The organism is Bradyrhizobium australafricanum (genome assembly GCF_020329495.1).
Classification (GTDB): Bacteria; Pseudomonadota; Alphaproteobacteria; order Rhizobiales; family Xanthobacteraceae; genus Bradyrhizobium; species Bradyrhizobium australafricanum.
In genome coordinates this window covers 62,102-75,926 of record NZ_JAGKJL010000012.1, presented here as the reverse complement: position 1 = coordinate 75,926, position 13,825 = coordinate 62,102, and the positions used below count along the sequence as shown (strand labels likewise).

At 66.0% G+C, this 13,825-nt stretch carries 15 protein-coding genes; all 15 read right to left on the bottom strand.

The window, feature by feature from the left end; genetic code table 11:
* Window positions 1-28: 28 nt before the first annotated feature.
* Window positions 29-958, bottom strand: a complete 930-nt coding sequence (locus J6525_RS13345) for a DUF1932 domain-containing protein (RefSeq protein WP_225644937.1) — start codon at window positions 956-958, stop codon at window positions 29-31.
* A gap of 122 nt (window positions 959-1,080) precedes the next feature.
* A complete protein-coding gene (locus J6525_RS13340) occupies window positions 1,081-1,254 on the bottom strand; it encodes a hypothetical protein (RefSeq protein WP_225644935.1) in 174 nt (57 codons plus the stop codon).
* Window positions 1,255-1,356: 102 nt separating this feature from the next.
* Complete coding sequence (locus tag J6525_RS13335) at window positions 1,357-1,635, bottom strand: hypothetical protein (RefSeq protein WP_057019637.1); 279 nt, start codon at window positions 1,633-1,635, stop codon at window positions 1,357-1,359.
* A 148-nt stretch (window positions 1,636-1,783) separates the two neighbouring features.
* Window positions 1,784-2,533, bottom strand: coding sequence for a cation efflux transmembrane domain-containing protein (locus J6525_RS13330; RefSeq protein WP_225644933.1), 750 nt, complete (start codon window positions 2,531-2,533; stop codon window positions 1,784-1,786).
* 146 nt (window positions 2,534-2,679) lie between these two features.
* A complete protein-coding gene (locus J6525_RS13325) occupies window positions 2,680-2,982 on the bottom strand; it encodes a copper-binding protein (protein ID WP_057019685.1) in 303 nt (100 codons plus the stop codon).
* A gap of 29 nt (window positions 2,983-3,011) precedes the next feature.
* Entirely contained in the window at window positions 3,012-3,485 is a 474-nt protein-coding gene (locus J6525_RS13320) for a cupredoxin domain-containing protein (protein ID WP_225644931.1), read from the bottom strand.
* A gap of 41 nt (window positions 3,486-3,526) precedes the next feature.
* A complete protein-coding gene (locus tag J6525_RS13315) occupies window positions 3,527-4,882 on the bottom strand; it encodes a multicopper oxidase family protein (RefSeq protein ID WP_225644930.1) in 1,356 nt (451 codons plus the stop codon).
* Between the two features lie 12 nt (window positions 4,883-4,894).
* On the bottom strand, window positions 4,895-6,322 hold the full coding sequence (locus tag J6525_RS13310; protein WP_225644928.1) for a TolC family protein: 1,428 nt from the start codon (window positions 6,320-6,322) through the stop codon (window positions 4,895-4,897).
* Between the two features lie 8 nt (window positions 6,323-6,330).
* Complete coding sequence (locus J6525_RS13305; RefSeq protein WP_225644926.1) at window positions 6,331-6,630, bottom strand: hypothetical protein; 300 nt, start codon at window positions 6,628-6,630, stop codon at window positions 6,331-6,333.
* A 76-nt stretch (window positions 6,631-6,706) separates the two neighbouring features.
* Window positions 6,707-7,144 (bottom strand): hypothetical protein, encoded by a 438-nt coding sequence (locus tag J6525_RS13300; protein WP_376708499.1) that lies wholly within the window; start codon window positions 7,142-7,144, stop codon window positions 6,707-6,709.
* A gap of 283 nt (window positions 7,145-7,427) precedes the next feature.
* Window positions 7,428-8,132, bottom strand: coding sequence for a c-type cytochrome (locus J6525_RS13295; RefSeq protein ID WP_225644924.1), 705 nt, complete (start codon window positions 8,130-8,132; stop codon window positions 7,428-7,430).
* 139 nt (window positions 8,133-8,271) lie between these two features.
* Entirely contained in the window at window positions 8,272-11,457 is a 3,186-nt protein-coding gene (locus J6525_RS13290; protein ID WP_225644922.1) for an efflux RND transporter permease subunit, read from the bottom strand.
* Window positions 11,454-12,896, bottom strand: a complete 1,443-nt coding sequence (locus J6525_RS13285) for an efflux RND transporter periplasmic adaptor subunit (protein WP_225644920.1) — start codon at window positions 12,894-12,896, stop codon at window positions 11,454-11,456. The genes J6525_RS13290 and J6525_RS13285 overlap by 4 nt, the downstream gene beginning before the upstream one ends.
* 11 nt (window positions 12,897-12,907) lie before the next feature.
* Entirely contained in the window at window positions 12,908-13,309 is a 402-nt protein-coding gene (locus J6525_RS13280; protein ID WP_168856722.1) for a FixH family protein, read from the bottom strand.
* 98 nt (window positions 13,310-13,407) lie between these two features.
* Window positions 13,408-13,809 (bottom strand): hypothetical protein, encoded by a 402-nt coding sequence (locus J6525_RS13275; protein ID WP_225644918.1) that lies wholly within the window; start codon window positions 13,807-13,809, stop codon window positions 13,408-13,410.
* Window positions 13,810-13,825: the final 16 nt, after the last annotated feature.

The following is a 13,825-nucleotide window of genomic DNA, read 5'->3' as shown; positions in this document are numbered from 1 at the left end:
TTTCGCTTCGCTCTACCCATCTACGAATTTACGAATCGCGAGAGAGATCGGCCATCCGTGCCGCATACGCATCGAGCACGTCATCGGCGCTGTAGGCCTGGCGCGCCGCGAAATCATCGCGCAGGCCGAGCCGTGCCGATGTCCTGAGCCGTGCGGCGGTCGCTTCCGTCATGATCGGTTGCAGGCCGATCTCGCGCAGCCCCTCCGCTACGCCATCCATCTCGACGGCGCGGCGCTCGGCGTGCAGCACATCGGTGCGCACGCACATGTCGACGAATTTGCTGTAGCGCGTCGCGTCCATCGGTTCGCAAATGCCGCGCAGCGCTTCGCTGCGCACCCCCGCGAGCGAGGCGGCGGTCAGCGCCTCCACGATCAGCGCCTCCATGCCCTTGGTCACCACGCTGCGCAGCATCTTCACCGCCGCCGCCGTGCCGGCGCCGGGGCCGGCGAGTTCGATCGTGAAGCCCAACGGCGCAAACAACTCGGCGAAGCGCGCGGCGCCGTCACCGGAGCAGTACAGCGGCACCGCCGCACCATAGATGCTGACCGCCCCCATCAGGTTGGCATCGACGAAGGCACCACCGTTCGCCTTCACGGCGTCGCCCACCAGCCGCTTGGCCTTGGGCGTAGAGGCGTTGACGTCGACAATCAGCATCCCCGGCCGAACCAGGCTGGCGATCGATTGTCCAACCGGCACGGCCGTTGCCACCACGACAGCGGAGAACACGATGTCGGCGCGCGCCATCAGCGCTGGCAGGCTGTCCACCAGTTCCACCCCGCACGCGGACGCCATATCCCGAAACGCATCCGAATAAGGCGGACGATTGGTCTTGCCCTCGCAGAACACCAGCGGTGCAGGACCGCCCTTGCCTGCGAGATGTGTCGCGAAACATTGCGCCGCCTCTCCGAAGCCGACAAAGCCGATCACCTGCTGGGTCATGCCAATGCCCCGTGCCATGTCTCGAGCGCGCGATCACGCCTAACGCATCACAATCAAAAGCAAGCAAAAGTTGTGCCTGGCCTCACGGATTGTGCAAAGCGGACAGATGAGTGGACCGACCTGTCCGGATCATTGTGACGTCACGGCGTGGCGATGGTCCCGACCTCACGCCTTCGTCGGCTGAGAATGGCAAGCATCACCAGCGCGCCGACCGAACAGGCGAATGCTAACTCGAGCACCGCGTTGCTTCCGACCCGCGTCAGCAGACTGGCCAGAATGGGCGGCGATGCCGCCGAGATCAGGTTGAGCGGCAACGCGATATGCGACGTCGCCTTGGCGAACGGCGTGACGATATCATGACTGATCCGGCCGAACCGGCTCGGACCCGGCGAGGTCCCCAGGATTACGAGGGTGATCTACGGATAATGCTCGAGGCGACGATCGGGCTTTTGTGGGCGGCTCGCCCCCACCGTGTTGCCCGCAGCGCCGGCATCCGGCTTGGCCGGACGCGCGGCCTTCTCCACCGGCGGCCCGCTGTTGCCGGTCTTCTTGGCGCTGTTCAGCGCCTCGCCGGTGGTGGTCACGTTGGCGGCCTGCCCGGCCCCCGCCGAGCCGGCCGAAGGGCCGGAGCTTTGCGCCAACACGGTTCCCGATAGCACCAATGCCGCCATCAGTATTGCCGCGTTGATTGTCATGGAGGGGGCCTTCTGTGCGCGCGAATGATGCACAGCAACGCGCCGCTGCCACGGACGTTCCCCCGGAGCCATCATTTAAGGTAAATGCGCGGCAAATTTCCGCCCTGGCGCGGCCTGTCGTAGGAAGCACCGCGCGCTTGCGGCCTCCTCAGCCATGCGCCGCTGACGGGCTGCGTAGCGCCGCCTCGCGATATTCGGCCCATGCCTGCCGCAGGGTTTGCACCGACGAGGTGAGGAATATCGTCGCCATCACGGTGGCGACGGCAAGGTCAGGCCAGGCCGAGACCGATCCCCACACGCCGAGAGCGGCCGCCATCACGATGAGGTTTCCGATCGCGTCGTTGCGCGAGCAGAGCCAGACCGAGCGGACATTGGCATCGCCGTCCTTGTACGGCAGCAGAAGCAGGACCGAGCCTAGATTGGCCGCGAGCGCCAACGCGCCGATGGCGCCCATTACCTCGGCCTTCGGCACGCCGAGCACGAACGTCTGGTAGACGGTCGAGCCGAACACCCACAGCGCCATCAAGCTCAGCGACGCGCCCTTCAATAGCGCGGCAGAGGCGCGCACGCGCAGGCCGGCACCGATCACCGCAAGGCTCAGTCCATAGGTGACCGTATCGGCAAGGAAGTCGAGCGCATCGGCCTTGAGCGCCTGCGATCCGGCAAGCTGACCCGCGATCATCTCGGTCAGGAACATCGCGCCATTGATGCCGATCACCGTCCAGAGCACGCGCTTGTAGCGCGGATCGAGACCGTCAAAGACCGGAACGCCGCCCGAGCAGCCGCACGAATCGGTCGCGCGACCGCGGTCCCCTGCCCGCACGCCGGCCTTGACCGGCAGCGTCAGCGGCGGTGGTGCGCAGCATTCGGTCGTGTTCTGCCCGCAGCAATCGTTCATGGCTCGTCCTTCCAGACGACAGGATAAGGCCAGCCACGCAACGCATTCAAGCCGATCCATCCGGAACAGCTCCGGCGATCATGCGTCGCGGGTTCAAGGGCTGCCGGCTGCGTTTAGCCGACAGCCCAACCTGCTGATGCGGACCCTCACTTCGCCTTCTGGATCGCGGTGACGGTGTAGCCGCCGTCGCCCTCCTGGGCCTCGAACCGGACCTTGTCGCCGACCTTGACCTGCTTCAGCAGCGCCGGATCCTTGACCCGGTAAACCATCGTCATCGGCTCGTCCATGCCAAGGCTCTTGGCCGGACCGTGCTTGAGCGTGATCTTGCCCGCACCCTCGTCGATCTTCTTGACCTCGCCGTTGATCGCGGCGGCCTGCGCGAGCGCCGCGCCCAGGGTCAGAGCCAGCGCGAACGCGCCGGCGCCGGCAAGTTGGATCATCCTGTTCATCATTGTTGTGCTTTCTTTCATTGCTGGTTTCATTTCACGATGACGCGGCCGGTCATCCCGTAGTCGCGGTGATCCGGGATCAGGCAGGAATATTCAAACGTTCCGGCCTTGGTGAACTTCCAGACGATCTCCGCACTTTTCTTCGGTGCGAGGCGAACGCCGTTCGGATCGTCATGCTCCATGTGCGGATGCTTCTTCATCACTTCGGCATGCTTCAGATTCTCTTCGGTGGTCGCGAGCAGGAATTCATGATCCTCGGTGCCGGCGTTGCGGATCACGAAGCGGATCTGCTCGCCGCGCTTGACCTCGATGCGGAACGGCGTGAACTCCATCTCCTTCATCTCGACCTCGACCGTACGCGAGGGCTTGCTCGGATCGCCGGGCTCGCCGGCCGAATAGGATTCATGGCCGTTCTTCTCGTGGCCGCGCGACGGCGCGGCGGTGACCGACAGTGCAATCAGCACGATGCCGATGCTGGTGAGTTGCTTCACTGGATTCTCCATTCTGTGTTTGATGCTTGTCGTTGGTGAGTGAGCTGGATCCGCTACATCTTCATTTCCTTCATCGATGGCTTGGCCTTCCGCCTGGGCGCCGCCGGCGGTTGGCGCGCGGGCTCGGCGGCGGGCGCCTCGACCTCATAGGCAACCGTGCCCGGCGGATATTTGTACGGTCCGGGGTCGGCGTAATCGTCGCGGCCGAGCCCCTCGCGGATCTTCATCACCGTAAACATGCCGCCCATCTCGATCGGCCCGAATTGTCCGGTGCCGGTCATCATCGGCAGCGTGTTGTCGGGCGCGGGCATCTCCATGTTGCCCATCGCCATGCCGGTCGATCCCATCACCATCGCATCGGGTGCGAGCTTGCCGACCGCCTTCGCCAGATCCTGGCGCGACACGCCGATGAAGTTTCTGACGTCGTGGCCCATCGCGTTCATGGTGTGGTGCGACTTGTGGCAGTGGAACGCCCAGTCGCCCGGATTGTCGGCGAGCATGTCGAACGCCCTGACGGCGCCGACCGGCACGTCGGTCGTGGTTTCCGGATACTGCGCGCTCTCCGGCACCCAGCCGCCGTCGGTGCAGGTCACCGCGAAATTATGCCCGTGCACATGGATCGGATGGTTGGTCATGGTCAGGTTGCCGATCCGCACGCGGATCCTGTCGCCGAGCCGGATCGGCATCGGATCGATGCCGGGATAGACGCGGCTGTTCCAGGTCCACATGTTGAAGTCGGTCATCTCATTGACCTTCGGCAGATAGGTGCCGGGGTCGATGAGGTAGCTGCTCATGATGAAGACGAAGTCGCGGTCGACAGGCCGGAACGCCGGATCGCGCGGGTGCACGATGAACATGCCCATCATGCCCATCGCCATCTGCACCATCTCGTCGGAATGCGGGTGGTACATGAAGGTCCCGCTGTGCTTCATCTCGAACTCGTAGACGAAGGTCTTGCCGGGCTTGATGTGCGGCTGGTTGAGCCCGCCGACGCCATCCATGCCTGACGGCACGATCATGCCGTGCCAGTGCACCGTGGTGTGCTCCGGTAGTTTGTTGGTGACGAAGATGCGGACCTTGTCGCCCTCGACCGCCTCGATGGTCGGTCCCGGCGCCTGGCCGTTATAGCCCCAGAGGTTGGCCTTCATGCCGTCGGCGAATTCGCGCACCACGGGCTCGGCGACGAGGTGGAATTCCTTCCAGTCGCCGTTCATCCGCCACGGCAGCGACCAGCCGTTGAGCGTGACCACCGGCCGGTAGTCCGGCCCGCTGGCGGGATGCAGCGGCGGCTGCATCACCACCTTGTCCATGGTCGGCGCTTCGGGAATGGCGGCGGCCTGGACGCGGCCGCTGACCGCGCTTGCCGTGACCACCGCCGCGCTGCCCAGAAATCCTCGTCGTGAAAACATGTGCTGCTCCATTCAATGACCGCCACCGGCCGCGGGCTGCGCGGCCGAGGCGATGGAAGACGGTGTCGATGCTGCGCCGGCCGAGCCGCCGCCGTTGATCGCGGTCTGCAGCTCGGATTGCGCCAGCAGGAAGTCGCGCCTGGCGTCGATCGCCGCGCGCAGCGAGGCGAGCCGCTGCCGCGCTTCGGTCAACAGCGCGAACACGTCGACCTGCATGCTGGAGAAGCGCAGCTGCATCTCCTCGGTGATGATCTGCCGCAGCGGCAGCACCTCGCGCTGGTAGTGACGCGCGATGTCGTAGGTCGAGCGGTAGACGCGGTAGGCGTCGCGCGCCTCGGAGCGGACGTTGATCGCCTTCTCGGTCAGGCGGTTCATCGCCTGGCGGTAGGTCTCCGCCGCCTGGCGTACCCTCACCTCGCCGCCGTCGAAGATCGGAATCTGGAACTGGACGTCGAAGCCGCGCTCCCTGAACGGCGGGGCTTCGGGATCGTGCGTCCGCTTGTCGATGCCGGCGACGTCGAGCAGCGTGACGAAGCGCGTCGCCTCGGTGAGATCGAGCGCCTTGGCGAGCGCGACGATTTCCATCCGCGCGATCTGCAGGTCGACGCGGTGACCGACCGCGGCGATCTCGATCGACGGCTGTTGCAGCGGCCGCTTCGGCAGCGGCGGCAGCCGGTCCGGAATCCGGAAGCCGAGATCGCCGTCCCACAATCCGAGCAGGCGCGCCAGCCGCTCGCGCGAACTCGCCGCATTCTGCCGCGCGCTGGCGAGGTCGGCGGTGATCTCGGCGTAGAACACCTGCTCGCGGGCCTGGTCGAGCTTGTTCATGCCGCCGGTCTCGCCGAGCTTTTTTGCGAGCTGCGCGGTGGACTCCGCAGTCGCCTTCGCATCCGTCAGCAGCGCGACCGTCTCGTTCGCGGCCACCGCCGCGACATGGCTGCGCCGCACCTCGGCGGCAAGCCGCAAGGTGGCGAGCGCGGCCTTGAGCTGCGCCTGGCGGAAGCGCTCGCGCGCGATCTCGGAGCGGGCCGGAAGGGTCGCGAGCGCCAGGATGTCGCCGACCACCTGCCGCTCGACCTCGCTGGCGCCGTTGCCGCTGATGCGGGAGACCGAGAAGGTCGGGTTCGGCGGCAGGCTGTCGGCGACGTAATCGGTCTCCGCCAGCGCCAGTTCGTTATAGGCGGCCTGCAGCCCCTTGTTGTTCAAGAGCGCAACCTGCACGGCGGCATCCGCCGTCAAATTGCGCGCGAGCAGCCGCTTCACTGCGGCGTCGACGGTCGCGGCCTCATCCGCCGACCGCACGAAGGCGACGTCCTTGCCGATCGCCTCTTCGGTCACCTCGGAGACAACGCCCATGCCGGTGTCGGGCGAGAACGACGCGCATCCCGCAAGCGCGGATGACGCAAGCAGCAGGATCGGCACGATGATCCGATGTTGCATGGCGCCTCCTACTGTTCCGGCTTGGCCGGCGGCGTCACGCCGTCATTGCGCTCGCGCCAGGGCTGCGGCGTCGACGGACGCAGGCTGCTGTAGGGCGCGATCGTCGAGCGGTAGCCGACAGCGGCCGTCCCCGCCGCCGGGTTTGCCGGATCACCTGCGACGGCGACCGGCCGGCCGTCGGCCATGCAGCCGGCGAGCGACGCAGATGTGAGGATGGCGGCGGCCATCCGCGACAGGAATATCGATGGCGCGCGCCGGCCAAGCCTGGTGGCCACGGCGGCGAGCCTCGCCCCGAGATGCGAATACATGGATCTGTCCCGATCATCAGATGAGCAACAGGCATGCGCACGCGAGCGCGCGGCGCAGCCACGATGTCAGCGAGGATCAGGCGATGGGAGGACGATAGCGCCGCGCCGGCGCCTCGCTGCGCAGGCCCTGACAGGCCTCGGCGAGACGGGTCGCGATCGGATGCAAGGGACCGGCGACGAACGGCAGGTCGGCCGGCAGCGCCGACACGCACATCAGCGCGCAGCACGGCCCCGGCGAACTCTTGCCGTCGTGGCTATGCTTGGCAGGCGCAGCAGCGTTGTCGGCCGTGTGGTGCCCATGCATGCCGCCATGATCGTGCACAACACCTTCGGTATGCACCATCGGCATTGACGCCGCGTGAACATGCGCCGCGGCGGCGGGCTGCACCTCATCGGTCAGGCACGGAAACGGCGCCCCGAATGCGAGTGCGAAGGACGGCGCGAGCACGCAAAACAGATAGGCCAGGATGATGGAACATCCCGCCCGCACCCGCCCCGACCTCGTCAACCGCACCAACACCCGCCTCGCGTCTCCAACCACCCGCAAGCTGACCGCAAATCAGCCCGCCGCAAATCACCATCAGCTATATACCCCCTCGGGGTATCATTCAATCTGGTTTGGATCCGTGAACGGACCCCTATTAGTCGCGCGGTGACAGAACTGGCCGCCCGAAACGCGACGCCCTTCACGACAGCAAAGATCGCGGGAATCATGATCAGCGTCAGCAGCGTCGACGAGATCATGCCACCGGAACTGCGCAAGTCCTGGCCCCGCGTTCACCGCGATGGTCCGGAGATCAGCACCGTGCTTCGACAGTCCTGCTGATCTCCTCCGGAGCCGCGAAGATCACGTCCGCACGGTCGCCCAACATTCCGGCGGGGACAATTGCTGGTGCTCCGCTCTGCGGACCTTCTTGGCTGGAATCCGTCTTCAGACGCAGGTTGCGCTCCCAGAACTGGCGCCTCTTACCGTCGGCGGTGATCACGCGATAAGTGTCCCGGCAGTGCGTGATGCTCGTGACGCGCTGCCCGGGCTCCAGGGCCTTCAGATTGGGAGCGCGATCGCCGCCCATCATACCTCCCATCCCCTTCATGCGATTTTCGGCAGCTCGCTCCGGGGCGCCTCCCGGTTTGGTAGCCTCCTTGAGGAACGCCAACAGGTCCGAGCGAACGCGTGAATCCTTGATCCCTTCGAACGGCATCTCATTGTCCGGCACCATGCGTTGCGGATCGGCCAACCAGGCATCCAGCGAGCGGTCGTCCCAAATGATCCCCGAGGCTTTTAGCGTGTCGGAGTAACGGTCGAAACTCGGCAGGCTTCCGGCCTTGCGCCCCCAGAGGTTTGCGAGGCTCGGCCCGGTCGTGTTGCGGTCAGGTTCAAGCGAGTGACACGGCACGCAAGCCCGAAAATCCCGTTGCCCACGTGAGGGATCGCCGCTCTGGGCCAACACCGGCGACACGAAGGCGAGCGTCGCGAGTACCGCAATTCGACAGGGCTTCATTTGTGGCCTCCTCGTCTTCAGGAACGAAGATACTTGACCAAAGCCGCGGCCGCCAGAATCAGGAGCACGACGACGAGTACACCAATCAGGCCCATGCCCGACATCATTCCCGGCATCATGTCGTGCATCATAGATCACCTCATCCGGTTGGCTCTGGCTCTCGCACTTTCGTTACGATCGATTTCGTCCTTGCGGGCAGTCGCAATTTGCCCGCGGGAGGCAAACGGAACCCTTTGACCAACCCAAAGACCGCCGGAATCACGATCAGCGTCAGCAGCGTCGACGAGATCATGCCGCCGATCATCGGCACCGCGATGCGCTGCATGATCTCGGAGCCGGTGCCGGTGCTCCACATGATCGGCAACAGCCCGGCCATGATCGCGACCACCGTCATCATCTTTGGACGGACGCGCTCGACCGCGCCCGTGATGATCGCGCGATTGAGGTCGTCACGATCGATCGTGCGTCCCTCGGCGGCGCGGCGCGCCGCGACCTCGCCCAGCGCCTGGTTGAGATATATCAGCATCACGACGCCGGTCTCGGCGGCAACGCCGGCGAGCGCGATGAAGCCGACCGCGACCGCAACCGACAGGTTGAAGCCGAGCGCCCACATCAGCCAGAAGCCGCCGACCAGCGCGAACGGCAGCGACAGCATCACGATCATCGTCTCCGCCACCGAGCGGAAATTGAGGTAGAGCAGCAGGAAGATGATCAACAGCGTCACCGGCACCACGATCCTGAGCCGCGCGGCGGCGCGTTCGAGATATTCGTACTGCCCGCTCCAGACCACGTAGGTTCCGGGCGGAAACTGCACGCCGGCCTGCACCGCGCGCTGCGCGTCCGCGACATAGCCGCCGAGATCGCGATCGCGGATGTCGACATAGATGTAGGTCGCGAGTTGCCCGTTCTCGGTCCGGATCGTGGTCGGCCCGCGCGCCGGCGCGATGTCGGCGACCTCGCCGAGCGGCACCGCGCCGCCCGCCGGCATCGGAACCAGGATGTCGCTGGCAATCGCGCCCGGATTGTCGCGCAAATCGCGCGGATAGCGCATGTTGACGGTGAAGCGCTGGCGTCCCTCGACCGTCGTGGTCACGCTCTGGCCGCCGAGCGCGGTCGCGATGGTGTCCTGCACGTCCTGCACCGCGATCCCGTAGCGCGACAAGGCCTCACGCTTCGGCGTGATCTCGAGATAGTAGCCGCCGAGGCTGCGCTCCGCATAGGCCGACGAGGTGCCGGGCACGCCCCTCACCACCTGCTCGACCTGGCGGGCGAGCTTGTCGATCACGGCAAGGTCGGGACCGATCACCTTGACGCCGACCGGCGTCCGGATCCCGGTCGAGAGCATGTCGATGCGCGCTTTGATCGGCATGGTCCAGGCGTTGGAGACACCGGGGAATTGCAGCGCCTTGTCCATCTCGGCGATCAGGCGGTCGAGCGTGAGGCCGGCACGCCATTGCGCTTTCGGCTTCAGATTGATGACGGTCTCGAACATCTCCGACGGCGCCGGATCGGTTGCGGTCGCGGCGCGGCCGGCCTTGCCGTAGACCGAAGCGACCTCCGGAAAGCTGCGGATGATGCGGTCCTGCATCTGCAAGAGCTCGGCCGCCTTGGTCACCGAAATCCCCGGCAGCGTGGTCGGCATATAGAGCAGCGTGCCCTCATTGAGGTCGGGCATGAACTCGGTGCCGAGCTGCCGGGCCGGCCAGATCGAGACGGCGACGGCACCGAGCGCCAGCAGGATCACCAGCGTCTTCGCCCGCAACACGCCGTTGATGACCGGACGGTAGATCCAGATCAGAAAGCGATTGATCGGATTTCTGTGCTCGGGGACGATCCTGCCGCGGACGAAGATCACCATCAGCGCCGGCACCAGCGTCACCGACAACAGCGCCGCCGCCGCCATCGCGAACGTCTTGGTGAAAGCGAGCGGCGAGAACAGCCGCCCCTCCTGCGATTCCAGCGTGAAGATCGGCATGAAGGACACGGTGATGATCAGCAGGCTGAAGAACAGCGCCGGCCCCACCTCCGCCGCGGCCTCGATCAAAATCGCGACCCGCGACCGGCCGGGCTCGGCGCGCTCAAGGTGCTTGTGCGCGTTCTCGATCATCACGATCGCCGCATCGATCATGGCGCCGATCGCGATCGCGATGCCGCCGAGGCTCATGATGTTGGAGCCGATGCCGAGCAGCTTCATCGCGCCGAATGCCATCAAGACGCCGACCGGCAGCATCAGGATCGCGACCAGCGCGCTGCGGACATGCAGCAGGAACACGATGCAGACCAGCGCGACCACCACGCTCTCCTCCAGCAACGTCCGCTTCAGCGTGTCGATCGCCGCATAGATCAGATTGGAGCGGTCATAGACCGGCACGATCTCGACCGATTTCGGCAGGCTGGTCGCGATCTCCCTGAAACGTTTCTTGACGTTCTCGATCACGTCGAGCGCGTTGACGCCGAAGCGTTGCAGCACGATGCCGCTCGCGACCTCGCCCTCGCCGTTCAGTTCAGTGATGCCGCGCCGCTCGTCGGGGCCGAGCTCGACGCGGGCGACGTCGCGCAGCAGCACCGGCGTGCCGCTATCGGTCTTCAGCACGATGTTGCCGAGATCGTTGATGTCCTTCAGATAGCCCTTGCCGCGGATGACATATTCGAACTCGGAGAGCTCCACGGTGCGGCCGCCGACATCGGCGTTGCTGGCACGAATCGCGTCGCGCATCCGCTGCATGGTGATGCCGCGATCGCGCATCCGCTGCGGATCGAGGATCACATTGTACTGCTTGACGAAGCCGCCGACGCTGGCGACCTCGGCCACGCCTTCGGCCCTGGCAAGCGCGAATTTCAGGTTCCAGTCCTGGATCGTGCGGGTGTCCGCAAGGTTCAGCTCTTTCGACATCACGGCATACTGGTAGACCCAGCCGACCCCGGTCGCATCGGGCCCGATGGTCGGCGAGACACCGGCCGGCAGCCGCGACGCCGCGCCGTTGAGGAATTCGAGCACCCGCGAGCGCGCCCAGTAGATGTCCGTGCCGTCCTCGAAGATGACATAGACGAAGGAGACGCCGAAGAACGAGAAGCCGCGCACGACCTTGGACTTCGGCACCGTCAGCATCGCCGTGGTCAGGGGATAGGTGACCTGGTCCTCGATCACCTGCGGCGCCTGGCCGGGATATTCAGTGTAGACGATGACCTGGGTGTCGGAGAGATCGGGGATCGCATCGAGCGGCAGATGCAGCAACGCGTAGAGGCCCGCAGCTGCCGCAAAGCCGGTGCCGAACAGCACCAGCAGCAGGTTGCGCGCCGACCAGGCGATGACACGGGCAATCATTGGCGGTCCCCCGTTTTGTCGCCCTCGCCCGCCTGCGCAGCACCGGCCTCGGCAAAGCCCTTGATCGCCGCTTTCAGATTGCTCTCGGCGTCGATCAGGAAGGTGGCTGAGGTCACCACCGCGTCGCCCTCGGCGAGGCCGTCGCGGATTTCGACATAGCCCTCGCCGCGCCGCCCGAGCTTGACCTCGCGCGGCTCGAACCGCCCGTTGCCGCGGTCGATCAGCACGCTCTGGCGGCTCCCGGTATCGAGGATGGAGTTCTCCGCCACCGCGAGCACCGGCGCCGGGCTGCCGGTGTCGATCTCCGCGTCGACATACATGTCCGGAAGCAGCGCGAGGTCGGCATTCTGCAATTCGATCCGCACCCGCGCCGTGCGCGTCTCCTTGTTGACCTGCGGATAGATCACGCTGATCCGGCCGACGAAACTGCGGCCGGGATAGCTGCGCGCCCGCACGGTCACGTTCTGCCCGACCACGATGTTGCCGAGATCGCGCTCGGCAACATCGACCAATGCCCACACGACAGAGACGTCGGCAATCCGAAACAGCACGTCGCCGGGCTGCGCGCGCATGCCCTCGATGGCGGCGCGCTGCAGCACGATGCCGTCGCGGGGCGACAGCCACTGGATCGCGATCGGAACCGTCCGGCTCTTCTCCATCTCGGCGATGACGGGCTCGGGAACGTCGAGATTGGTCAGCCGCTGCTTGGAGCCGCGCCCGTAGGGCTCGATGTTCGCAGTCGCCTTCGACGTGATGGTCGCGACATATTCGGCCGCAGCGGACGATATTGCCGGACTGTAGATTTCCATCAACGGCTGGCCCTTCGTCACGCGACTGCCGGTCGTGACGTCGGCGACTTTCTGCACATAGCTCTCGGCCCGCATCGCGATGACGGAGACGCGACGCTCGTCGAGCTGGATCGTGCCGGGAGCACGGACCAGCGTGCGGATGCGGCGCATCTGCGCGGGCTCGGACTTGACGCCGCTGCGCTGGATCCTGCCGGGCGACAGCGTGATCGAACCGTCGTCGCTGTCCTCGCCGTCATAGACGGCGATGTAATCCATCCCCATGGAGTCCTTCTTCGGCACCGGCGAGGTGTCGGGAAGTCCCATGGGATTGCGATAATATTTGACCTTGCGCTCGCCTTTCGCGGCGGGCGCGCTCACGTCTGCCGATTGCCCGGGCCCGCCGGCACCGCCCTGGTCATCGGCAAACACCGGCAGATAGTCGCGCCCGTCAGGCGTCTTCTTCGGTGTCGCCGAATAGAGCGACTTGCCGTCGGGATCGCGGTAGTAGATCGGCGCAGCAGTCTCCGCCGCCCGCGCGACGGAGACGATCGCAGCGGTCGCCGGCCGTGGCGGCAGGCCGTGGCCGATCCATGCGGCGCCTGCCGCTGCCGCGATCGCAGCGGCAGCGCCGGCCCATGTTAAGGCGCCCATTGCTCGGCGGCTCATTGCTCGGCCGTGACGACGAGCTTGTTCTCGACCGCGCCGGTCTCGCCCTGCACCTTGGCGCCGAGCGACAATTGCCAACGGCCGGCCATGCCGAAGGTCGCCTTGAACCGGTAGGTGCCGGGCTCGGTGCCCGGCATCGGCGTCACCTTAGTGGCCATCTCCTGCATGCCGTCGGGCGCCATGTCGAGCCGGGTCGAGAAGATGACCGCATCGGGCACGGCTTTCCCGCTCGTCTTGTCGACCAGCCGCACCGTGACGATGCGGTCGGCACCCGCCTTGACCGTCGGCTGCACCAGCTGGAATTCGTAGTTCTTGATCTCGGCGTGGGCAGACATGCCCGTCACGGCAACGCCGATCAGCGCGGCGGCGGTGGCGCGCGCCAGGTGGAAAGACTTCATGGTGATGATCCTCGATACGTCTGATAGCCGCGTGAGCGGCATGCAAAGGCGCGCGCGCCATTAGCGCACGCGTCAGCGATCAGGCGCTGGCGCGCCCGTCAGACGTGGGTTCGAGGCGGATGATCGGGAGGTTTGGCGCCAAGGCCGTCGAGCAGACGGTCGTCATGGGCGGCGATCCGGCTGCTCAGCGGATCGCGCTCGATCAGCGACATGGCGCCGGCGGGCACAGGCAGCGAAACGCTCAACATGCAGAGCGCGAGGAACGGACAGTCGTCGCAGCCCTTGCTCTTGCCCTGGTCCGGACAGCACGGCATGTCGTCGGCCAGCGCCTGCTCGGACATCGCCTGTCCAGACATGGCGTGATCGTCCGGCATCGCCTGCATCGCAGCGGCCGAGGCATCCGGCATCATCCGGGCAAATGCCGGCGCCCCGGGCGCGAGCAACAGCCCGGCCGCGACGAGCAGCAGAATCCAGAGATTGGCGAGCCGCCTCAGATGCATGCCCGCTTCTCGCACG

Coding starts and splice junctions, on each gene's coding strand:
- J6525_RS13345 (WP_225644937.1), bottom strand. CDS start 958: ATGGCACGGGGCATTGGCATGACCCAGCAGGTGATCGGCTTTGTCGGC.
- J6525_RS13335 (WP_057019637.1), bottom strand. CDS start 1,635: ATGACAATCAACGCGGCAATACTGATGGCGGCATTGGTGCTATCGGGA.
- J6525_RS13330 (WP_225644933.1), bottom strand. CDS start 2,533: ATGAACGATTGCTGCGGGCAGAACACGACCGAATGCTGCGCACCACCG.
- J6525_RS13325 (WP_057019685.1), bottom strand. CDS start 2,982: ATGAACAGGATGATCCAACTTGCCGGCGCCGGCGCGTTCGCGCTGGCT.
- J6525_RS13320 (WP_225644931.1), bottom strand. CDS start 3,485: ATGGAGAATCCAGTGAAGCAACTCACCAGCATCGGCATCGTGCTGATT.
- J6525_RS13315 (WP_225644930.1), bottom strand. CDS start 4,882: ATGTTTTCACGACGAGGATTTCTGGGCAGCGCGGCGGTGGTCACGGCA.
- J6525_RS13310 (WP_225644928.1), bottom strand. CDS start 6,322: ATGCAACATCGGATCATCGTGCCGATCCTGCTGCTTGCGTCATCCGCG.
- J6525_RS13305 (WP_225644926.1), bottom strand. CDS start 6,630: ATGTATTCGCATCTCGGGGCGAGGCTCGCCGCCGTGGCCACCAGGCTT.
- J6525_RS13295 (WP_225644924.1), bottom strand. CDS start 8,132: ATGAAGCCCTGTCGAATTGCGGTACTCGCGACGCTCGCCTTCGTGTCG.
- J6525_RS13290 (WP_225644922.1), bottom strand. CDS start 11,457: ATGATTGCCCGTGTCATCGCCTGGTCGGCGCGCAACCTGCTGCTGGTG.
- J6525_RS13285 (WP_225644920.1), bottom strand. CDS start 12,896: ATGGGCGCCTTAACATGGGCCGGCGCTGCCGCTGCGATCGCGGCAGCG.
- J6525_RS13280 (WP_168856722.1), bottom strand. CDS start 13,309: ATGAAGTCTTTCCACCTGGCGCGCGCCACCGCCGCCGCGCTGATCGGC.
- J6525_RS13275 (WP_225644918.1), bottom strand. CDS start 13,809: ATGCATCTGAGGCGGCTCGCCAATCTCTGGATTCTGCTGCTCGTCGCG.